This window comes from Chryseobacterium hagamense (assembly GCF_007991455.1).
In the GTDB taxonomy this organism is placed as follows: Bacteria; Bacteroidota; Bacteroidia; order Flavobacteriales; family Weeksellaceae; genus Chryseobacterium; species Chryseobacterium hagamense.
In genome coordinates, this window is sequence record NZ_BJYJ01000010.1 from 114,065 (window position 1) to 136,987 (window position 22,923).

Here is a 22,923-nt window from a genome sequence, read left to right on the forward strand (position 1 = left end):
CATGGCGAAAAATAAAAACCTGATTTATATTGCAATTTCATTAGTTGTATTTATCGTTTTAGCATTTTTATACTCCACCCCCGTTATTACGGGAAAACAGCTTTTCCAGCATGACATCGTGCAGTACCGCGGCGGAGCCAAAGAACTTCTCGATTACCGGGACGCTGCCGGAAAGGAAACGTACTGGAGCGACTCCATGTTCGGAGGGATGCCGACGTATCAGATGGGAAGCCGGTTTGAAGGGGATATTATCAAAAACATCGACTCCAAGCTGAACTTTTTCCCGCGGCCCGTCAATTACCTGTTCTTACTTGCGGCAGGCTTTTTCCTGCTGGGAATGGTCGTGGTGAGAAACTGGAAATATGCCCTCCTGGGTGCTACTTTTTTCAGTCTTTCCACTTATTTTTATATTGCTATTGCAGCCGGGCACAACGGTAAAATCAATACCATTGAGTATTTTGCCCCGCTTTTAGCCGGTATCCTTCTGGTGTACATCCGGAAGCAGTACATTTGGGGATTCATCGTTACCACCCTTTTCATGGGGCTTCAGATTGCGGCGAACCATCCGCAGATGACGTATTATCTGTTTCTGGCATTAGGGTTTTTATTCCTGTCCGAACTCATCAGGACGATCCAGAAAAAGACACCGGTAAAACACTTCCTGATCTCTTCAGGAATTATAGCCGCTTCATGTTTGATAGGCGTAGGAATGAACTCCCAGAGGATCATGGCCAACTCCGAATATATTAAAGAAACCGTCCGCGGAAAGCAGATCCTTACCAACGAAAGCCATACCGGCGGAGATTCCGGGATGGACAAGGAAAGCATGCTGATGTGGAGCTACGGAAAGCTGGAAACGCTGAACCTTTTCATCCCCAGACTGATGGGCGGCGGAAGCCAGGAACCGGAAGGCAAGGAAATGATGGCGAAAATCCAGGAACTGGTTCAGCAGAATGTAAGTTCACAGGCTGAATATGACAGGATTTCCAAAGGCTTCGGAAGCCTTACATATTGGGGCGACCAGCCGGGAACTTCGGGACCGGCCTATCAGGGAGCGATTGTATGTTTCCTTGCACTTTTAGGATTTTTCTTTGCCTGGAAAAAATACCGTTACTGGATCCTGGGCGCTTCGATTCTTACGGTTTTCCTGGCATGGGGCAGCAACTTCATGGCGCTTTCCGATTTCTTTATCGATTTTATTCCTTTCTACAACAAATTCAGGGCACCGTCTTCCATCCTGGTGGTCGTGGAATTGTTATTCCCTCTCATCGCCATTATCGGATTGTACCGGTTCTTTGCGGATAACGAATTAACCCAGGAATATAAACAGAGAATCCTCCTGTATGTGGGCGGCGGGACCTTAGGCTTTGTCCTGATCCTGCTGCTCTTCGGAAAATCCCTTTTGGGTTTCCAGACGGAAAATGAAAAGACTTACCTCCCTCCTTTCCTGTTGGATTATCTGGTAGATGAAAGATTTAAAATGTTCAGGATCGACGCTATTAAAGCGTTCTTTTATGTGGCGATTACCGTTGCGGCCTTATTTATGGTTTTAAAACAGAAGCTGAATCAGAACATTGCTCTGATAATAATCGGGGTTGTGAGTTTATTCGATTTATGGACGGTAAACAAGCGGTATCTGAATGATGAAAACTATGTAGATAAGGTCTTTGCCGAAAATCCTTTCCAGACGGAAAGCTCGGATCTTCTGGCTGAAAAGGCACAGGGAAATCCGAACCTGGAATCGATCCTTGCCAATGTAAATGTGAATAAAACCCTGGAGACAATTGCCGAAAAAGACAAAACGCATTACCGGATTTTCAACAATATCCTGGGAACCTTCAGCGAGACGAATACTTCGTACTTTAAACCGTCTATCGGAGGATACCACGCGGTAAAGCTGAGAAGATACGATGATGTCATCAACGAATATTTCCAGGTGATGGACTCGGTGAAAGTTCCGAATATCCTGAATCTTCTGAATGCCAAATACCTGGTTTTGGGCGGACCGGAACAGCCACAGGCAATGCCGAATCCAAAAGCCAACGGAAACGCGTGGTTTGTGAGTGATCTGAAATTTACGGATTCCCCGAACCAGGAAATTAAGGCCATCGGTACCATCAACAGTAAAAAAACAGCGGTTATCGCATCTTCCGACCGGAAATATTTTGAAGGAAAACCGGTTGAGGCCGATTCCACCGCATTTATCAATTTAACAAAATACCAACCGAACGAGCTGGAATTCAGGTCTCAGTCGAAAACGCCGCAGCTGGCTGTATTTTCAGAGATTTATTATCCTCACGGCTGGAAGATGTTTATTGATGAGAAAGAAGTACCTTACCTCAAAGCCGACTACCTTTTGCGTGCCGTACACGTTCCTGCAGGAAGCCACCACGTACGCATGGTCTTTGAACCGGAAGTCATCGAAAAAGGAAAATGGATTTCACTAATCTGCTTCGGGTTGTTCATTATTTTGAGCGGACTGGGGATATTTTTCCTTTACCGCAAAACAGACAAAAGAAAAGTGGCTGAATTATAGAAATTCAAAAGTCTGAAAAAGCGGTGTATTGATGATTACGCAGAAATATAGAACGGACCTGAGGCACTCCGGTAAATTTCAATGTAAAAAATAGCTATCATTTTGGTCATGAAACATTCATCAATAAGTGTTTTGACCAACCTGACTAAAATATAAATGTACATTTGCCGACTGTTGAATAACCAATAGCCCTGATCGTCTTTTGCATCTTTTGCGGTAAAAATAACAATCAATGATTCCACAAAAAAAAATACTCATTATCACCTATTACTGGCCTCCTGCGGGAGGTCCCGGTGTTCAGAGATGGCTGAAGTTTGCCAAATACCTGCCGGAAAACGGCTGGACCCCTGTGATCTATACACCGGAAAATCCAAGCTACCCTTTACTGGATGAAAGCCTGCTGAAAGATATTCCGGATGGTCTTGAGATTATAAAAACAAAAATCTGGGAACCGTATCAGCTGGCTGAAAAGCTGAACAAAAGCAATAAAAAATTCAAAGCCGGACAGTTTGATGTCGGCAACAACCAGAGCTGGAAATCCAGGCTTTCGATCTGGGTACGCGGGAATTTCTTCATCCCTGATGCGAGGGTATTCTGGGTGAAACCATCCGTTAAGTTCCTGGAACAGTATTTAAAGGAAAACAAAATCGATGCTGTGGTGACTTCAGGGCCGCCGCATTCCCTTCACCTTATCGGTTTGGCATTAAAAGAAAGGTTTCCCGATCTGAAATGGATTGCCGATTTCCGCGATCCCTGGACGGAAATTTCTTATTATAAACATTTAAAGCTTACCAAAAATTCCGACCGTAAGCACCGCCAACTGGAAAGTGAAGTCTTCAGGAACGCGGATATAACTCTGGCGACCAGCTACACCGATGCTGAAAACTTCAGAAAGAACGGTGCCCATGCCCTCTGCATTACCAACGGATTTGATGAATCCGATGCCGGTTCACAAATCAGTAAATCAACAGCAGATGATCATCAGCAACGAAAGTTCACCCTCAGTTATATCGGGGTTCTGGAACAGCTTAGAAATCCTGAAAACCTCTGGAAAGCTCTGGATGAACTGGTGAAAACAAATCGTGATTTTGCAGAAAGTTTCACTTTAAAATTCGCAGGAAGGATCGATGATAAAATTTTAAACTCGATTGAACAATCAGCTTTAAAGAACCATATTACAAACCTGGGCTATCTTTCGCATGATAAGGCCATAAACGAAATGCAGGTTTCCGATATTCTACTGATTACCAATTTTCCGAATGTCTCTTCCAAAGGCATCATTCCGGGAAAGATTTTCGAATATCTGGCCACGGGAAAACAGATTATTTCTTTCGGGCCTGATGAGGCCGATGTGGCTCGGATCCTTGAAGATACCCGGGCCGGTAAACACTTCAGCTATGATGATACCGCAGAAATCAAGGCATTCCTCCTTGAAAAATTTAAGCTGTGGAAAAACGGCCATTTAACTGCCAATATCCAAAATATTGAACAGTTTTCGAGAAGGCATCTGACGAAAAAGCTGGCTGAAATTTTAGACCGTTTCTTTTAACCGTACAGGATTTAACACATCAGTCATATCCCGTGAAAATATTTTAAGGTGAACTCGAAGAAGAACTGGAGCGAGCAGCCTGGAAGAGAGAAGCAGGATGCAGGAAGTCTGTCCCGTCAAAATATCATAAAGATCTTAATAATCAAACAAAACATTTTGTCATTCTATCTAAAATCCTGAATAAAACCGCCTTAATTTTATTTTGATTAAATAAGAGATTGAATATAAATTGAAAACAATCAAATTGGTATGGTCTTAAAGTCCTGAAAGGACTGAATCATTGATTTATCCCACGAAGAATCTTTTGAATTAATTAAATATTTGACTGCGAATTGAATACAGTCGAATTCATGTTATTTTAGAGCAAATTAGAGGAAGTATAACCATCAAATTCTCTCTTCGTGACTGATGTGTTAAAACAGAGCACCCGCCATTTGCCAAAATCCGTACAATCCATAAGACTTTTAACTGTAAACATTTTAAAAATCTTTGATTTTTATCTAAAGTGTTCTGAAATATACGCAAACCATCAAATTCTTTCTTTATGACTGATGTGTTAAAACAGAGCATCTGCCATTTGTGAAAATCCCTATAATCCGTGGGAGACCTTAAATCGTCCATTGGTCATTGACCACTCCTACCAGATAATATTTTCCGTTGAGCTGTTCAAAAACCAACCGTAGGCAATCCCAGTCCATTTCGGTATCTTCACCTGAACCTTTGACGAAATTCTCCGTAAAATCTGCTTTAGGATAAACGTCCCGTAAATTGTTCAGGGAATTGCCCCGTCCCTGGAATTCATTAATAGATACCTGCCCGGTTGCGAAATCTTTTGCATAGACCCATTTGATCAGATAATCAGTAACCGTCGATTTGTACAGATCTCCTGAACCATCCGATGCACCCCAGGTAAAAATAGTTTTTGTAGGCTGGTATTTAATGAAATCAGATTTTGAAAAAAGTTTATCGCTCTCCGGACTTACAAAAGCATACATTGAAAAACGAACGCCTTTTTCAGGATGGATGAATTCCGCAAACCTTTTGTAATTCTTATCGTGCAATGCCTGAAGAACGGCTTCATTGGCTGCTTTAAGCGCAGTTTCCTTAGCCATGACCAATGATCTCCCCTGCATCTTTTCTGTTTGTGAAGGTTTAAGGGAATCTGATTTGTCATTAACAAATTTTTCCGGATTCTTTTTACAGGAAGCCACGGCTAAGAAAGATAAAAGGAGGACTGCTTTTTTCATATTTTTCTCAATATTCAACCTTAATATTCACCAAAACAGATGCCACATTTTTAATATTTACATGTATTCTTCTGTTTTAATAAAAGATAATCATCAGTTGTACGGTTTTTGCTGGATTTAAGACTTATTGCCTTATCGTTTTTTGTAATTTTGTTCTATGGAAATTTTAGATGTTCTTATTATCGGCGGCGGACCTATCGGATTAAACTGTGCGCTGGAAGCCCGGAAATACAACCTCAGCTATTTAATTATCGAAAAAGGAACCATCGTGAATTCCTTATACAACTATCCTTTATACATGCGTTTTTTCTCGACAGCGGATAAGCTGGAGATCGATGGAATCCCGTTTATTTCTACCGCTCCGAAACCGGGAAGACAGGAAGCTCTGGAATATTATCAGGGCATTGCCCGGCAGCGGGATCTCAACATCCACCTGTATGAGAAAGTGGAAAAAGTTTCCAAAGACAATAAGATCTTCACCATTGAAACAACGAAAGGAATATATGCCGCCCGGAATGTTATTATTTCTACCGGGTTTTATGACATTCCTAATCTGATGAATATTCCGGGTGAACACTTACCCAAAGTAAAACATTATTATACCGAACCTTACCCTTACGCCAGACAGAAAATTGTGGTGGTCGGTTCAAGCAATTCCGCAGTGGATGCCGCTCTGGAAACCTACCGGAAAGGTGCGGAAGTAACGATGATCATCCGTCATGACGAAATCTCGCCCAGCGTAAAATATTGGGTAAAGCCGGATATCGAAAACCGGATTGCAGAAGGAAGCATTACGGCACATTTCAGAGCCGAATTACTGGAAATTAAAGAACATTCCGTTGTTTTCAAAGATAAAGACGGGAAAATCAGTGAGATTGAAAACGATTTCGTACTGGCCATGACGGGCTACCTTCCCAACTTCGATTTCCTGAAAGATTCCGGTATCGAACTGCAGGGCGAATGCCTGAACCCTGTTTACCATCCTGAAACCATGGAAACCAACGTCCCGGATTTATACCTTGCCGGTGTGGTCTGCGGCGGAAAGGATACGCATCTTTGGTTCATCGAAAACTCCAGGATCCATGCAGAAATGATTATCCGGAATATTCTTGCAAAACGTTGATATTCTATTGTTTTAAAGATGGGTTTATTTATTATTTGAGCTATCTTTAAGCCACTTTTATATTGAATATGATATGAACAAGTTTTTAATCGCCGCATCGCTTACCGCTATGCTTTTTTCAGCCCGGGCTTCAGCGCAGAAAGACAGTATCCGCCAGTATGTTTCTAAGGCGCTGGATATTATGCAGCATAAATCCGTTAATAAATCAAGGATAAACTGGGAAGAATTATCCCGTATAACGCTTAGTGATGCCTCTGAAGCCAGAACAATCAAAGAAACCTATCCTGTTCTCGGAAAAGCATTACGGGCACTGAAAGATTCGCACTCCAAATTTTATCCTGCAGAGGAAGTAAGGCAATACACCTTAGGCTACAAGGCCACGGGACAGGCATTTCCGGTAATTGAAGGTAAGCTGCTGGAAAATAAATATGCTTATATCAGTCTACCCGATATCGGATCTTTCAACAAAGACGACTGGAATCTGTACATCAATACCTTTTATTCCAAAGTAAATGAACTGCAGAAACAGAAGCCCAAAGGGTGGATTTTAGACCTGAGAAACAATTATGGAGGAATGCTTTATCCCATGTATGCCGCTGCCGCACCGTTTTTCGACCGTAAAAATATTGTTGGCACAAAGGACGCTGAAGGGAATATTGAATATTTCAACTATAAAGACGGGAAGTTTTACGAAGGCCCTGCAGCAACCCAGTTTTTCACGCTGAAAGAAAGACAGCCTTCGCAAATAAAAGCACCCGTTGCCGTACTGGTGAATAAAGTCACCGGCAGTTCTGCTGAATTTATAACCGCTGCATTCGCAGGACAGAAAAATGTAAACCTGATCGGCGTAAATACGCAGGGTTTAACATCCGCAAATCAGGAATATAAGCTTTCCGACGGATCTTTTCTTGTTTTAACCATCGGAAATATCATAGACCGTACAGGAAAAGAATACAATATCATCGGAGAAGGAATTGCTCCGGACATCAGGATAGAAAAGACTGATGACAAAACAAAAACCAATGAAGCTTACATGAATACGGCATTCAGGTATATCGATGGTAAGCTTTGAAATGATAAGACATTTGATTCTTAATCAGCCGTAAGGCAAATTGGCTAAAGCCCATTTCTATTGATGCCTCATTTAAGTAACACGAATTTAGATTAATTCAGCATGAATTGACCCTATTTAACTTAACGTGATTTAGACCGTAGTGACATCATATTCAGTCAATTATTTAATTCAGAAATAAAAATGATGCTGATTCAGTCAGGATTTTAACTACATCTCATCTTGCCGGAACAGATAAACGGTCACGCTTCAGATAGAATTTTTCCTATCCTGTATTAAGCCTTCCCTCCGGACTTTAAAGCATCCTGACGGAAAAATAACAAAGGCTGGTTATTCAGGATTTAAAAAGAACTCCTTTCTTTGATAAAAGCGATAACATATTAAGTTTGATAATCAAGACTTTTGATCCTGTGTATGGCAAGAGAAACTTCCGGCATCCTGCTTCCTGCTTCCAGCCTCTTAATCCAGATCCTTCGTCGAGTTCATGCTGACTTAGAGCCTGTTTAAATTTTTAATTCAGCAAATTTTCTGTGATTCTTCTTAATTTTCTGAATCAAATAAGCTTTGTTCATTCTTCACTTTAATACAATGATTTCAATTGATTTCTTGAATATCGCCGGGCAACCGAGATATTGATTTTTTCAAGCTAAAATACCCATTAATCCGGTTTCCAATTCGGGTTTACGTTAATTTAAAAATCAATCTTCACCCCAAATACAAAATTTCTTTTGGCGGCAGGATTGTAATACCGGTTTCCGAAAGCATTAATGTCAAACCCCAGCACGTAGTCTTCATTGTATAGATTTTGTATCTGAAAAAATAAATTCAGCCTCGTTTTATCCAGCTCTACCGGAAAACCGAACCGGATATTTCCGATCAGAAAGGCATCGGACCATACCGAGTTGGCATCATTCAGAGGAATTTTTGAAGTATAAAAATGGGAATAGTCAACCGATAGTTTCCTAAAAAAAGTAAAGTTCAGCAGACTGTTGATGGTGGTTTTAGGTACTCCCGTCAGAGCGTTTCCTAAGAAATCAGTTTCATTCTGCCGGTAATTTTTAAATTTAAAATCATAGAAACTTCCTGAAAACCTGAATTTAAAACGGCTCAGAAAATTATTTTTTAAATCAAAATTTTTAGATTCGAGTAAAACTTCTATGCCTTTCTGAACCGTTTCCCCCGAATTGACAAAATATTCCTGTCCGGCGTCATTCTGCCTTCTTACAATCGCGTCTTTCATCCGGAAATCGAAATAGCTCCCTTCAACAAATAGGGAATTCCCGAACTGCTTCCTGATGCCAACTTCTTTATTCCAGCCAAACTCCGGCCTCAGACCGGTATTGAACTGTTGGGTCGAAGAACGGATCTCTTCATTTGTCGGAGCGGAATTCCCCTTCCCTATCTTCCCCCGCACGGAAAAACCTTTCCCCAAAAGATAAGCAATCCCGAAATTCGGAAGCCATTGGTTCCTGAATTTTACTTTTCCATGTTCATCCCGCGGATACTGCCGTTCCCAATCGTAGGCATTTGAATTCAAGCTGACGGAAATATCGGTAAAAAAACGTTCGCCGATATTCAGCTTTTGGGATAAAAAGTAAAATCCGGAAGTATTCTTAAGCCGGTCGAAATTCTGGGGGTTCCCTTCGATCCCTCTGTTGTTATCATAATTTTTAACTAAGATATCATTGATCCCTCCTTCAAATCCAAGACGGTAAGCCAGTGAAACGGAATTCCAGTTTTTTTCATAATTGAAATGGGTTCTCAGCGCAAAATTCTTTTCAAACCGGTTTTCAAAATTGGTAATGAAGGGATTTTCAAAATCAACGTAGGATCCCTGGACCATTACAAAATGGGAAAGTTCCGGGGTCATTTTAAACTCGTGGGAAAGACCGGCCAGGATCATCTTATTGCGGATTCCGGCATCCTGCTCCCTGGCTCCGGGAACTGTTTTTGTAGCCGGCCTGGCCTGTCTGCGGTCGGTACTCATCTGTTCCAGCGTCAGTCCGCCCGGCGTCTGGTAATCCAGATCAGAATACATCAGCATAGCCTTCATCAAACCTGTTTCAGAATATTTAAAATGATCTTTAACAAAAACCTGCTTCCGCCGGACTTTAGCCTGCTCCCGGTAAGAATCGGTTTGGTAATAGTTCTGAAAAACCTCAACAAAATGCTTCCCGAGCTGTTTTGAAAAATCGAAACTCTGATTGAACGTTCCGTAGCTTCCGGCCGAAAGATCTGCTGAAATCTGATCTGAACTTTTCGTTTTCAGAAGAACGGTTCCTCCCGTGGCTGCTCCGTAATCACCACCTTCCGGCCCTTTATAAATTTCCATCCGGTCGATAAGTCCCGGGGAGATCACATTAAAATAGGTATTTCCCGAAGCATCAGACAGGATAAAATCGTCCAGATATACTTTGACGTTCCTTATCCCGAAAGGCGATCTCAAAGTACTGCCGCGCAGGGAAATCCGGTAGCTGCCCGGTGAGCGCTCCTCCATCCGTGCTCCGGCAATCTGATTAATGGATTCGAGCATCCGCTCCGGTGGGTTCCGGATCAGCAGGTTCTGAGAGACTACGGAAACAGATTTGGTAGAAGAAATAAAAGCCGTCGGTTTTTTATAGGCGTCAATACGGACTTCAGAAATCAGACCTACAGAATCTTTCTGCTGAGCCAGCAGTAGGGAAACCGAAAACAAAGGAAGGAAAAAGTAAAGTTTTGTCATTGCCTGAGGCTATGCAAAAACCGTACATTCGTTTATTATTAGGGTATATTTAAGTCAAAGTTTTAATTTAACGTGAACCCGCAGTAAAAATCAGGTAATGAGATGGGAGCCGGATGCTGGATGCCGGAAGTTCCCTGTGACAATATTACAATCAAAGGCACTGGCTATCAAACAAATCATTTTTCTCTTTTCCGAGTAAATATTTGGTTCAGAGCTTTTAAGTTGATCTCAAGTAAAATGCTTTACAATTTGAATTCATAGCAGGATCAAATAATGCTAAATCCTTACAAACGAATAAAACAGGCAAAGTTTCAATAGAAATGGGCAATGTCATCCTGAGCCTGAGTTTATCCTGAACTTGACGAAGGTAAGAAAGCCCATTTTCCCTATGATGTCTGATAATCCGGCTTTAACCAAACTTATCATATTTTGACTAAAGCTGAATTTTAAACAGGGGTCTTTAAAATAGAGCAACAAATACCGTATGATAATTTATTCCCGTGCCGGCTGTTGAATCGACAGGAAAAACTTCCGGCATCCAGCTTCCTGCTTCCAAACCCATTAGTTCGATTTCTTTAATGCGATTCTTTTTTATTCCCGATCATCCACGGAACGATATAGTAGAATGCAACCGCCGTCATTCCGAGAATAATTCCCGTCGCTAACCATAAAAAGGTGAACCCAAAACGTTCCGCGACGAAGGTTCCCAGCGAAGGGGTAATAATAAACGAGAGTGAAAACGCAATGCCCAGCAATCCCATATAAGCGCCTTTGTTGTGGGTACCCGAACGGAGCGACGTAATGGTGGCCATAAAAGGAAGCGCCCAGATTTCACCAAGACTCAGAATACTGATGGAAACCACCAGGATCCATAAGGAAGTTCCTGCTGCCAGCATCCCAAAGGAAACCGCACAGAAAAGCGTTCCCAGCAGCATGGTCGTTTTGAGCTTCAGATACCTTTCTGCAATCTGCACCATAATCATTTCCATGACAACCACAATCACCCCGCTGAATCCCAGGATGTAACCTATTTTCTCGGCAGAAAGACGGGCTTCCTGCTTGTAGAAGATCGTAAGCGTATTCAGTATCTGGAAAAAACATACGGAAAAAAAGAAGCAGGCCGCCGCAAAAAGGATAAACCTGGAATCTTTGTAAGGAGACACCGACGTATCGGATATGGCACGGTCCGGCTTTTCCTTGTTTCTGTAGCTCCGGTTTCTGAAAAAGAAAACGTAGGTTAATCCCGCCAGCAAAGCTCCCGCTGCATTGGAATAAAACAGGAAGTCATACGAAATGGCAGCCAGGATCCCGCCCAGTGCCGGACCTACGGAAAACCCGAGGTTAACGGCCATCCGGTTCAGTGAAAATGCCCGGGTGATGTTTCCGGGTTTGGCGTATTTGGAGACCGCTACGGAATTGGCAGGCCTGAACGCTTCACTGATGGAACTCTGGATAAAAATAATTGTTGCCAGCCCGGCTTCGGTATGAAAAAGAGGGATCAGGCAGAACATGGGAACACTCAGGAACAGACTTATGCTCTGCACCCTGAATTCTCCGATCTTATCCGTGATCATTCCGCCAACCCATGAACCGACTACCGAGCCGATCCCGAAAAAGCTGAGCACGATTCCGGCACTTTTAATATCGAATTTTAAATGATCGGTCATGTACACGCCTAGGAAAGGCAGCACCATGGAACCCGACCGGTTGATCAGCATCACCAGCGCAAGCATCCAGCTTTCAGACGACAGTCCTCTGAATGAATTGATATATATTTTTAATAGTTTCACAATCTTGATTTTTTATATTTTATTATTGAAAAATAAGCCGTCAGTAAAGAAGCTTTAACCACAAACAGCACTCATTTTTTCCACGAATAGCACGATCATCATTTGTGATATTTGTGAATTCATTAGTAGAATTGGTGTTAAAAACAAAAACAGGACTTAAAAATAAGCCCTGTTTCATTTATATGATATCAATAAATTTCTACTCCGGCTTATAAGAGTCTTTTAAGGTCACGGTTCTGTTGAATACAAAATTTGTATCCGTGGAATCCTGATCTTTCGTAAAATAACCAATTCTCTGGAACTGAAGCGGTTCTCCAACAGCGACTTCTTTTAAGCCTGGCTCGGCAAATCCATTTACGGCAGTTACGGAATCCGGATTGATGAAGTTCAGGAAGTCCACATCCTTTTCAGCATCCGGCTGTTCTACGGTAAACAATTTATCATAGTTTCTGATTTCCACAGGAATTGCATGTTTTGCAGATACCCAGTGAATGGTTCCTTTTACTTTTCTCAGACTTTCCTCCGTACCGCTTCCGGATTTGGATTTTTCATCGTAGGTAGCATAGATGGCCGTGATGTTTCCGTTTTCGTCCTTCTCTACCCTTTCCCCTTTAATGATATAGGCCGATTTAAGACGCACTTCGCCGCCCAATTTCAGTCTGAAAAATTTATTATTGGCTTCTTCCTTGAAGTCTTCACGCTCAATATATAATTCCCTGGAGAACGGAACTTCTCGCGTTCCTGCATTTTCCTGCTCCGGGTTATTTTCTGTTTCCAGCCATTCTTCCTGACCTTCAGGATAGTTTTCAATGATTAATTTCACGGGATCCACTACCGTCATCACCCGTTTCGCTACTTTATTCAGGTCTTCGCGGACACAGAATTCCAGTAGCTGAAGCTCAATCAGGTTTTCCCTTTTGGCAACTCCTACCTTTTCAATAAAATTCCTGATGGCAGCCGGGGTAAACCCTTTCCTTCTCATCCCGGAAATGGTAGGCATTCTCGGATCATCCCAACCGTTCACTGCTTTTTCAGCAATCAACCTCTGCAGCTTTCGTTTGGATGTGATCATGTAAGAAACGTTCATCCTTGCGAATTCCCGCTGTTTGTTTTTTACCTTTCCTTCTTCATAGACCTGATCCAGGTACCAGTTGTACAACGGCCGGTGGTTTTCAAACTCCAGGGAACACAGCGAATGCGAAATCTGTTCGATATAATCGGATTCCCCGTGTGCCCAGTCGTACATCGGGTAAATTTTCCATTCGGTTCCGGTTCTGTGGTGCGGTCTTTTAAGAATTCGGTACATCACCGGGTCACGCATGTTCATGTTCGGTGACGTCATATCGATCTTAGCGCGAAGAGACATTGCCCCCTCCTCAAATTCACCGTTCTTCATTCTCTCAAACAGATCAAGGGATTCTTCAACGGGACGGTTTCGGTATGGGGATTCCACTCCCGGTTCTGTAGGATTTTTTCTCTGTTCGGTAATCATTTCGGAAGGCTGCTCATCTACATAAGCTTTTTCTTCTTTAATAAGCTGGACCGCCCAATCGTAAAGCTGCTGGAAGTAATCGGAGGCGTACAATACCTTATCCCATTTGAAACCTAACCATTCAACGTCTTTCATAATAGAATCCACGAATTCCTGTTCTTCTTTCTCAGGATTCGTATCGTCGAAACGAAGGTTTACGGGAGCATTGTATTTCTCACCCAAACCGAAGTTGATGCAGATCGCTTTGGTATGACCTACATGCAGATAACCGTTTGGTTCAGGCGGAAAACGGAAACGGATCTGATCTCTTTTCAGGCCGTTTGCCAAATCATCTTCGATAATTTGCTCAATAAAATTGAGTGATTTTTTTTCTTCTTCCATTAAAATTCGCTTTAAAATGCCGTGTATCACGACAATTTGCAAATTTAGGAAAATTTAAGGGTTTACCCAACTAGTAATTTAAGGGGATTAAATGATCCGGATATGATATTTTTACTTAAATTAGGCCTGCTAAAAACCTACTCAATTATTTATCAACATGGCCGTTTATATCCTGAACAACAGAAAAATCGTCGATCATAGAGGCAAAAGAGCTGATTCTTTTTCCAATGACAGACATTCGATTCCCAATTTCAGAATTGCCGGACGCGACTTCGAGGATTACCAGGAAACTCCCGAAGCGGCAAGAAAGAAAAAAGATGATACCAACCGGAATATTTTAAAGCCTGCCCCTTTCCCAGAAGATGATCTTCTGGGTACCCTTAATATGAAGCCGGTAACCATTAGGGATATCTATACAGCTCCAATGGTACAGAATAACATTTTCCAGAACTTAAACGGAATGGACCGGAATCTTATCACCAATCGAACAAAAAACAACAAAAAAAACATTCACAACCATTTATTAGTCAAAGCATTGATTAAAACATAAACATATCACACTTTGTTGAAAAATTGTGGTAGTACAGTCTGGCATAGAGATTGTAAACTCATTATCATAAATCGGGGAAATATAAACTTATATCATGGAAAAAGTTAGAACCAAGCTCTCTGTATTTTTAGAATACATTAAAAAGGCAATTTTCGTAAAAGACGTTATTTAATAAAGCGTATCAGATCTAAAACACAAAAAGACTTGCATCATCAGCCTTCAGGATAATTAATAGATTCTGTTAAATATATTTTTTAATATCTGTTAATTATGCTGAATTTCTTGCGTGTCTCTGAAAAGATTTTCATATTTACATAACCAACCAAATAAATCAATGTTTTATGAAAAATCTAAAAAAAATCAAGAGAGAGGAATTAAAAGCGATCAAAGGAGGAAAGCCTCCCTTGGGATGTAACAGCTGGAACCCAGCGGCGATGTGCTGCAGATCATGGGCTCCCGACTACTGCGGCCAGCAGACCTGTCCGGATTCACCCGCACCAGCCTGCTAGCAGAGTATAAAGCTTATATTTTAAACCATAATGATTCGCCCTGCAAGTCAAGATGGGTCTCGAAATTATTAACGAATAAAGCTCCGGTTCCCAATCCTTGCGGCATCGGGCTTTTTTTTGTAAAAGTATACTGGGCGATGGCATTCAGCCCGATATTGCTTTCCAGCGCAGAAGTTATCCACCACCCGATATTTTGTTGTTCTGCAAGAGAAATCCATTCATCGGAACCGGCAAATCCTCCCACCAGCGCGGGCTTCAGAATAATATACTGTGGCTTTATGGCTTCCAGAAGTTTGATCTTTTCATGAAAATCCGTAATTCCGATCAGTTCTTCATCCAGAGCTATTGGCGTAGGCGTTCCGGAACAAAGCTCGGCCATATCGGACCAATGTCCGGCTTTGACCGGCTGTTCGATAGAATGAATCTGCAAATCTGCCAGCTGCTGAAGGACGGTTTTCGCTTCATCTTTGGTAAATCCTCCATTGGCATCCACCCGCAACTCCAGCACCTCTTTTGAGAATTTCTGTCTCAGGGCTTTTAAAATTTCATGTTCAGATTCCCAATTGACACCGATCTTTAATTTGATGCAGTGAAATCCCTGATCCAGCTTATCACGGATCTGTTCCTCCATATAATCAATGCTGCCCATCCAGATCAGTCCGTTGATGGTAACCGGTACTGTACCGTCTGTAAATTCACTGGGGAAATAGAGATTTTCCCCATGCTCTAAATTCAGCTTGGCCTGTTCATACCCGAACCAGATCGATGGGAAGCTGATCAGATGCTCTTTTAGAAATTCAGGATCTTTCTGAATGTTTTTGCAAAGCCATTGCAGCTTTTCTTCGTAATCCGGGCGGTCGTCAAAGCTCAGTCCCCTGAAAACAGCGCATTCTCCAACTCCCGTTTTCCCGTTTTCGGAAATTTCCAGGATGAAGGTTTCCTTTTCACGCAAAACGCCGCGAGATGTTCCACTCGGGCGTTTGAATTCCAATAAATACCTGAAATATTCTGCTTTCATTATTTTACACTGTCGATTCTCATAAATTCTTCCGCTTTTTCCACCATATCGATGCTTCCGCAGAAAAAAGGAATCCGCTGATGCAGTTCGGTCGGTTCAATTTCCAGGATTCTTCTGAAACCGTCGGTTGCTTTTCCTCCTGCCTGCTCGGTAATAAAAGCTACAGGGTTGCATTCGTACAGCAGCCTCAATTTTCCGTTAGGCGCCTGCGAATAGGATGGATAAATGTAGATTCCGCCTTTCAGCATATTCCTGTGGAAATCGGCAACAAGCGAACCGATATACCTCGAAGTATACGGACGGTCTCCTTCTTCCATCTGGCAATATTTAAGGTAATTTTTTACACCCTGGGGAAATTTAATGTAGTTTCCTTCATTGATGGAATAAATCTTTCCCGTTCTCGGAAAAGTCATGTTCGGATGTGAAAGGTAATAGGTTCCCAGAGAAGGATCCAGCGTAAACCCGTTTACCCCGTTTCCTGTGGTATAAACGATCATGGTGGATGAACCGTAGATAATATAACCTGCCGCAATCTGGTTGACCCCTTTCTGCAGGAAGTCTTCCAGCTGTACCGGCGTTCCCGGTTCCGTCACTCTTCTGTAAATAGAAAAAATGGTTCCTACCGAAACGTTCACATCAATATTTGAAGACCCGTCCAAAGGGTCGATGAGCACTACATATTTGCTTAAGTGCCCGTTTTCGCCGCATTTGATATCGATAAAATCATCATTTTCTTCGGAAGCGATTCCGCAGACAACCTCCCGCTGGGACAGAGCCGTAATAAAAATTTCATTGGCGATCACATCCAGTTTCTGCTGCTCCTCCCCCTGAATATTCTGGTTGCCGGCCGCCCCTGCAATATCTACGATTCCTGCTTTGTTTACCTCTCTGTTTACCACTTTTGAAGCCAGCCTTATCGCGCTCAGCAGGCGGGAAAATTCTCCGGTGGAATACTGGAAATCATCCTGCCTTTCGATAAGGAATTCTCCTAAAGTCTGTAATGGTTGCTGTGACATATTTTTCTTTTTACGATTTCCTCAAATTTCGTAAAATTTATTACAATGTAAAAGAATTATTAACAAAAGCCCTTAACCCGCTGTACATAAACCAGATACCTGTTTAAATCACTTTAAAAAACAGGACTTATCATAAAAAAACACTCCCTTTTCATACAGACGCCGGGTAGATCCGGCGTTATTGTTCACATTAATTTAAATTTCCCTTCTTCAACAAATCTACCGGATATAATACCCAATTGGTATAAAAGAAATCCCGGCGATCAGTAGCGGGGAATTTCCATCTGTAAAGACCTCCGGCAATGATATTGAGTGGAATACCGATCCTCTTTCCGTTTCTGTTTTACGGCTTTTTCAGATGGCAGCTTTGAATTTGCATTGATTTTAATAAAATCTTAAGCCGGTGAAATTCATGGGCTATTTCATATCTCGTTGTAAATTTATAATTTTGAGCCCCGTAAAATATTCCCGTAATTTTTATCTAACAATTTTATTATTAACAAATTAATGAAAATTTTCAAGTTTGGTGGAGCATCAGTAAAGGATGCTGAAAGCGTAAAGAACGTCTCTATGGTTTTACAAAGCCAGGGATTTGCCAAATGTCTGCTGGTTATTTCAGCGATGGGCAAGACGACGAATGAACTGGAAAAAGTGGTGGAACTTTATTTCAGTAAGGATAACTATCAAACGGAAATTGAAAAGATAAAACGGAAACATATTGAAATTGCGGAAGGCTTATTTCCGGAAAACCATGCCGTTTTTGCGGAAATCAATTTATTTTTTGATGATATAGATTCTTTCCTGCGCAGAAACAAGTCTCCGAATTATAATTTCGTTTACGACCAGGTCGTAAGCTGCGGGGAAATGATTTCCACAAAGATTTTAAGCGAATACCTGAACGAAATACAGTTTACCAACCAGTGGCTGGATGCACGGGATTATGTAAAAACCGACAATTCATACCGCGAAGGGGTTGTAGACTGGACCCGGACAGAGGAATTCATTTCAAGCTTAAATAAAGAAATATGCTACGTTACCCAGGGATTTATCGGATCGGATGAAAATAATTTCACCGTTACCCTTGGAAGAGAAGGTTCCGATTATTCGGCTGCCATTTTCGCCTATTGCCTGAATGCAGAAGCAATGACGATCTGGAAAGACGTACCGGGCGTAATGACGGGAGATCCACGAAAATTTAAAGACGTAACCCTGCTTTCCAATATTTCTTATGAAGAGGCTATCGAAATGGCCTACTACGGCGCCAGTGTGATCCACCCTAAAACCCTGCAGCCGCTTCAGCAGAAAAACATTCCTTTTTACGTAAAATCTTTTGTAGATCCTGCAAAAGCAGGAACGAAGGTCGGGGCATCGGAAAAAAACCAAAGCGAAGAATCTTATATCCTGAAAGAAAACCAGACCCTGCTTAAAATTTCCACACGGGACTTTTCATTTATTGCAGAAGACCACATGAGCTTGATTTTCGGATATTTATCCAAATATAAGATCAAGGTTTCCCTGATGCAGAATTCGGCTATTTCACTGGCTTTGTGCCTGGAAGACAAATTCAACCAGGTGGATGAACTGAATGAAGAATTGCAGAAATCATTTGAAACGGAAATCGTAAAAAACGTATCTTTATTCACCGTAAGGAATGCTAAAATAGAGAACATAGATCAATTTTACCAGGAAAAAAGTGTATTATTGGAGCAGATTTCCAAGAATACGCTTCAAATGGTAACACAATAAAACTAATTGCGACTAAACACACATGAGTTTAATTTCGAAAAACGATTTAATTAAAGCTTCCGGCTTACATAAAATAGGATTTCTGAAAAATCCTGTAGCTTCTGCTGTCATGAGCATTGCCAAGATCAATGAAGTAAATAAACTATACGACAAACTGAAAGATAAGGAAGGTAAAGACTTTTTCGACTCATTTGTAAGGGAACGCAATCTGAGCTATATCGCCTTTGAAGAGGATCTGGCTAAAATCCCGAAAACGGGGCCGTTTATTCTGGTTTCCAACCATCCGCTGGGTGCGATCGACGGCATTCTGATGTGCAAAATCTTATCTGAAGTGCGCCCGGATTTTAAAGTGATGGGGAATTTCCTGCTGGAAAAGATCAAGCCGATGGAACCGTACGTGATTTCCGTTAATCCCTTTGAAGGCAGGAAAGGAGCATACAGCAGCTCTTCCGGGATGCGGGAAACTTTGAAGCATCTTCAGAACGGAGGCTGTGTAGGGATCTTCCCGGCGGGGGAAGTCTCCAACAAAAACAATCCGTATGGCGAAATACTGGATAAAGACTGGGAAAAACCCGCCCTGAAACTGATCCGAATGGCCAAGGTACCGGTGGTTCCTATGTATTTCCATGCGAAGAACAGCCGGATATTTTATCAGGTAGCCAAGCTCCATCCCAATTTACAGACCGTCATGCTTCCAGCGGAGATGATGAAAGACCGGGAAAAACCGATCAGGATCAGGATCGGAAAACCGATCACGGTAAAAGCCATGGATGACATGGAGACGACCGAGGAACTGGGTGAATACCTGAAACGTAAGGTGTATATGATGCAGTCTTATTACGAAAAGAGGAAATCTCTGGCGCAAAGCATCAATCTTAAAAACTTATCGGTAAAATTCCCTTTGCTAAGGGAAGAGAATATTGTTCAGAATATCATTGACGAAACACCGAGAGAAGATATTTTAAAGGATATTTCCAAACTGAAAGGGACGGATAAAATGTTTTTCAGTAACGGGAATTACGAAGTTTACTTTACCACCTATGAGGAAATCCCTTCGATCATGCGGGAAATCGGACGTCAGCGTGAACTGACTTTCCGGGCCGTGGGTGAAGGCAGCAACCTTCCTTTCGACCTGGATGAATACGATAAGCATTACCATCACCTTTTCCTCTGGGACAGTGCTGCGGAAAAGCTTGTGGGAGCCTACCGGATGGCTTTGGGTAAGGAAGTGATGAAGAAGTCCGGAATACGCGGGTTTTACACCAGTTCGCTGTTTGAATTTGAGCAGGACATCCACCCTTTCTTCAAAAAGGTAATCGAAATGGGCCGGGCCTACATCTGCCAGGAATACCAGCAGAAGCCGCTTCCTCTTTTCCTTTTATGGCGGGGGATCGTACACGTCTGCCTGAGGAATCCGGATCATAAATTCCTGATGGGCGGCGTAAGTATTTCCAATAAATTTTCAGAATTCTCGAAATCACTGATGATCGAATTTATGCGTTCGAATTATTATGATTCCGCTGTGGCACAGTATATCACGCCGAGAAATGAATATAAGGTAAAACTCAGAGACCGGGACAAGCATCTGTTTTTTGAAGAAATGGAATCTGATTTAAACAAGCTGGATAAAATTATCGACGACCTTGAACCGGAGCTGAGACTGCCTGTTTTAATAAAGAAATATATCAAGCAGAATGCAAAAGTAATTGCCTTTAATGTGGATCCCAACTTCAATGATGCGATTGACGGGCTGATGTACATCCGGATCAGCGATCTTCCTGAAAGCACAATAAAGCCGGTACTCGAAGAAATGAGCGAGCAGATCCGCAGGGAACAGGAAAATAATCCGGTTGAAAATCAGTAGGTTTTAGGTTTTATTAAAAAAAGTAGTGTTAATACTTGCTTCATATACGAAAACTTACTACTTTTGCATCACTTTAAAACAACGAAGTACAAGAATGGTTTCTTAGCTCAGTTGGTAGAGCAATGGATTGAAAATCCATGTGTCCCTGGTTCGATTCCTGGAGAAACCACTTAGAAAAACCACCTGTCAAAAGGTGGTTTTCTTTTCAAAACTGTTTTAAATAAACCTTGCAGGATTTAATAATAATTATTATTTTTGCACCACTTCAGACGAAGTACAAACCAAACGGTTTCTTAGCTCAGTTGGTAGAGCAATGGATTGAAAATCCATGTGTCCCTGGTTCGATTCCTGGAGAAACCACTTAAAGTCATCCTTTCCGGGATGACTTTTCTGTTTTTTCCTGAATTTTTGTTAAATGGTGGTTAATGTAACATCAATCACAATTCTTTTACCTGAAAATAAGTATCTTCGCTTTTTGAAATTTTATTTGAGAAATGAAGAAGATTATCTCCGGTTTATTTTTGTTTTCTGCGGTAGCCGCATTTTCCCAGGAAGCCGTCAAGTTCCAGGACCTGCCTTTCAAAGACCTTATTGCCAAAGCAAAAAAAGAAAAGAAGATCGTATTTCTGGATGCCTATACTTCATGGTGCGGCCCCTGTAAGATGATGGAAAGAAATGTTTTTACCCAGAAAACCGTCGGAGATTATTTCAATGCCAACTTCTTGAATGCGAGATTTGACATGGAAAAAGGCGAAGGAAGGGATATTGCAGTAAAATACGGCGTACGCTCCTATCCTACTTATCTTTTCCTGAATGGCGACGGCGAGCTGGTTTCGCAGAACTACGGCTATATGGAACCGGGCATGTTCCTCACCATGGCTCAGGATGTCAATTCCCCGAACAACAAAAAAGGTTCGTTAAAGGAACGTTTTGCCAAAGGCGAAAAAGATCCTGAATTCCTGATCAATATTATGAAGCTGAATTCGTCTTCGGATTATCCTTTTGCCAAACAGGCTTCTGAAAGGTATTTTGAAAACAGGAAAAAAACGGAGGAATTCACAAAAGATGATGTCGGGTTGCTCTTATATTTCCTGAAATCGACCGAAGATAAAAATTATAAGACTTTCATTGAAAGGAAAACGGAGATCATCAAATTTCTACCTGAAGAAACTTATAAAGAGTTTGATAACCAGATCAAATTGGGGAAAATCGTGGAACAATCCATTGATCCGCAAAGCAGAAAGATCAACGACGATGATTTCATGAAAAATGCAGAACCTCTGGTCGGAAAGCATGATGCGGAGATAAAGCTCAACCAGACCAAACTAAGTTATTACGAGCAGAACGCCGATTTCCCGGAGTACGAAAAAGCAGCCCTGGCCTACTACAAAAATTCAGAAGCTTTTGAACCCAACGAACTTTTAAAAGCCGCCTGGCTGTTTTCAGAGCACATTAAAACCCCGTCTTCCCTGAAGAAAGCAGCGGAATGGGCCGAAAAATCCGTGATGAGAAGCGAAACGTCCGAAAACACTTATATCCTTGCCAAACTTTATTTTTTAACGGGAAATAAAGAAATGGCAAAGACCTATGCAGAAATGTCTAAAAACATAGCCAGCCAATCCCAAAAAGATTCTGCTTTAGCTGATGAGTTACTGAAACAATTGAAATAACAAATGTCAAAAATTAAATGTATTACAGGATTTCTTACCCTGTTTTTATTGGGGAATTTAAATGCTCAGGAACAGGAGCAGCCTTCTGAAAAGAGTGTCTATGTAAAGGGAAACGCTTTATTCATCCCGATCGGAATTGTGAACCTTGCCCTGGAACACCAGGTAAGCAAAAAAATTACGGTACAGGGAGATGTATTGATTTCCCCGTGGAAATCTTTTGCAGGCCACGAACTGCAGTACTATTCCATTTCACTGGAAGGAAGGTATTATTTTAACGAAGCCTTCAGGCACTTTTATGTCGGAGCCAATATTGCCGGATCCCGTTTCAACGTACAGAAATGGAACTATTGGAAGGATAATATTTCAACTGATCCGGAAACCGGGATTACCCGCAATTCATCTGATTTATACCAAAAGGGATATTCAGTGATCCTTGGGGTTACTGCAGGATACCAGTTTAAAGTTTCGGATCGCTGGAACATTGATATATATGGAGCGGTAGGAACCTCGCAGGACTATTACAAAGGATACGACCGCTCAAGAGGCGATCGTTATGACAAGGCTGAAAAATTCAATAAAAGCGGTGAAATCATTCCTTACAGAGGTGGGGTGATGATTTCTTATAAATTAAAATAATC

At 41.7% G+C, this 22,923-nt stretch carries 16 protein-coding genes and 2 tRNA genes; 12 read left to right on the top strand and 6 right to left on the bottom strand.

What is annotated here, in order from left to right; all coding sequences use genetic code 11:
- Position 1 precedes the first annotated feature (1 nt).
- Both CHA01nite_RS11280 and CHA01nite_RS11285 read left to right on the top strand, forming a co-directional pair.
- Positions 2–2,536 carry a glycosyltransferase family protein gene (locus CHA01nite_RS11280; protein ID WP_146941522.1) on the top strand — a complete coding sequence of 845 codons (2,535 nt, stop codon included), beginning with the start codon at positions 2–4 and terminating at the stop codon, positions 2,534–2,536.
- Between the two features lie 235 nt (positions 2,537–2,771).
- Positions 2,772–4,085 (top strand): glycosyltransferase family protein, encoded by a 1,314-nt coding sequence (locus CHA01nite_RS11285; protein ID WP_146941584.1) that lies wholly within the window; start codon positions 2,772–2,774, stop codon positions 4,083–4,085.
- A 608-nt stretch (positions 4,086–4,693) separates the two neighbouring features.
- Here CHA01nite_RS11285 and CHA01nite_RS11290 read toward each other — a convergent pair.
- Complete coding sequence (locus CHA01nite_RS11290; protein ID WP_146941524.1) at positions 4,694–5,332, bottom strand: hypothetical protein; 639 nt, start codon at positions 5,330–5,332, stop codon at positions 4,694–4,696.
- Positions 5,333–5,489: 157 nt separating this feature from the next.
- On the opposite strand from CHA01nite_RS11290, the gene CHA01nite_RS11295 reads away from it, so the two are divergent.
- Both CHA01nite_RS11295 and CHA01nite_RS11300 read left to right on the top strand, forming a co-directional pair.
- The gene (locus tag CHA01nite_RS11295; RefSeq protein ID WP_146941526.1) at positions 5,490–6,455 is read left to right on the top strand and encodes a YpdA family putative bacillithiol disulfide reductase; all 966 of its coding nucleotides are present in this window, start codon (positions 5,490–5,492) and stop codon (positions 6,453–6,455) included.
- Positions 6,456–6,528: 73 nt separating this feature from the next.
- A complete protein-coding gene (locus CHA01nite_RS11300) occupies positions 6,529–7,527 on the top strand; it encodes a S41 family peptidase (protein ID WP_146941528.1) in 999 nt (332 codons plus the stop codon).
- 691 nt (positions 7,528–8,218) lie between these two features.
- On the opposite strand, the gene CHA01nite_RS11305 is transcribed toward CHA01nite_RS11300, so the two are convergent.
- The 3 genes from CHA01nite_RS11305 to CHA01nite_RS11315 all read right to left on the bottom strand — a co-directional run bounded on the left by CHA01nite_RS11305 (position 8,219) and on the right by CHA01nite_RS11315 (position 13,912).
- Entirely contained in the window at positions 8,219–10,249 is a 2,031-nt protein-coding gene (locus tag CHA01nite_RS11305) for a TonB-dependent receptor (protein ID WP_146941530.1), read from the bottom strand.
- A gap of 575 nt (positions 10,250–10,824) precedes the next feature.
- The gene (locus CHA01nite_RS11310) at positions 10,825–12,039 is read right to left on the bottom strand and encodes an MFS transporter (RefSeq protein WP_373869026.1); all 1,215 of its coding nucleotides are present in this window, start codon (positions 12,037–12,039) and stop codon (positions 10,825–10,827) included.
- A 199-nt stretch (positions 12,040–12,238) separates the two neighbouring features.
- On the bottom strand, positions 12,239–13,912 hold the full coding sequence (locus CHA01nite_RS11315; protein ID WP_146941532.1) for a glutamine--tRNA ligase/YqeY domain fusion protein: 1,674 nt from the start codon (positions 13,910–13,912) through the stop codon (positions 12,239–12,241).
- Positions 13,913–14,069: 157 nt separating this feature from the next.
- Between CHA01nite_RS11315 and CHA01nite_RS11320 the strand changes: the two genes are divergently transcribed.
- Both CHA01nite_RS11320 and CHA01nite_RS20505 read left to right on the top strand, forming a co-directional pair.
- Entirely contained in the window at positions 14,070–14,462 is a 393-nt protein-coding gene (locus CHA01nite_RS11320) for a hypothetical protein (RefSeq protein WP_146941534.1), read from the top strand.
- Positions 14,463–14,803: 341 nt separating this feature from the next.
- The gene (locus CHA01nite_RS20505; RefSeq protein ID WP_170234724.1) at positions 14,804–14,971 is read left to right on the top strand and encodes a bacteriocin-like protein; all 168 of its coding nucleotides are present in this window, start codon (positions 14,804–14,806) and stop codon (positions 14,969–14,971) included.
- A 13-nt stretch (positions 14,972–14,984) separates the two neighbouring features.
- Here the strand turns inward: CHA01nite_RS20505 and CHA01nite_RS11325 are convergent, their stop codons facing one another.
- Both CHA01nite_RS11325 and fbp read right to left on the bottom strand, forming a co-directional pair.
- Positions 14,985–15,989, bottom strand: a complete 1,005-nt coding sequence (locus CHA01nite_RS11325; protein ID WP_146941536.1) for an o-succinylbenzoate synthase — start codon at positions 15,987–15,989, stop codon at positions 14,985–14,987.
- Positions 15,989–17,005: a class 1 fructose-bisphosphatase gene (gene fbp / locus CHA01nite_RS11330; RefSeq protein ID WP_146941537.1), complete on the bottom strand. Its 1,017-nt coding sequence runs from the start codon at positions 17,003–17,005 to the stop codon at positions 15,989–15,991. Before fbp ends, CHA01nite_RS11325 begins: the two co-directional genes overlap by 1 nt.
- Positions 17,006–17,512: 507 nt before the next feature.
- Between fbp and CHA01nite_RS11335 the strand changes: the two genes are divergently transcribed.
- The 6 genes from CHA01nite_RS11335 to CHA01nite_RS11360 all read left to right on the top strand — a co-directional run bounded on the left by CHA01nite_RS11335 (position 17,513) and on the right by CHA01nite_RS11360 (position 22,921).
- Positions 17,513–18,751 (top strand): aspartate kinase, encoded by a 1,239-nt coding sequence (locus CHA01nite_RS11335; protein WP_146941539.1) that lies wholly within the window; start codon positions 17,513–17,515, stop codon positions 18,749–18,751.
- Between the two features lie 22 nt (positions 18,752–18,773).
- Positions 18,774–20,615 carry a bifunctional lysophospholipid acyltransferase family protein/GNAT family N-acetyltransferase gene (locus CHA01nite_RS11340; RefSeq protein ID WP_146941541.1) on the top strand — a complete coding sequence of 614 codons (1,842 nt, stop codon included), beginning with the start codon at positions 18,774–18,776 and terminating at the stop codon, positions 20,613–20,615.
- A 96-nt stretch (positions 20,616–20,711) separates the two neighbouring features.
- Positions 20,712–20,784, top strand: a tRNA-Phe gene (locus CHA01nite_RS11345).
- Between the two features lie 118 nt (positions 20,785–20,902).
- Positions 20,903–20,975 (top strand) — tRNA-Phe (locus tag CHA01nite_RS11350).
- A 134-nt stretch (positions 20,976–21,109) separates the two neighbouring features.
- Positions 21,110–22,285 (top strand): thioredoxin family protein, encoded by a 1,176-nt coding sequence (locus CHA01nite_RS11355; protein WP_146941542.1) that lies wholly within the window; start codon positions 21,110–21,112, stop codon positions 22,283–22,285.
- A gap of 3 nt (positions 22,286–22,288) precedes the next feature.
- Positions 22,289–22,921, top strand: coding sequence for a DUF3575 domain-containing protein (locus CHA01nite_RS11360; RefSeq protein ID WP_146941544.1), 633 nt, complete (start codon positions 22,289–22,291; stop codon positions 22,919–22,921).
- The last annotated feature ends 2 nt before the right edge of the window (positions 22,922–22,923 follow it).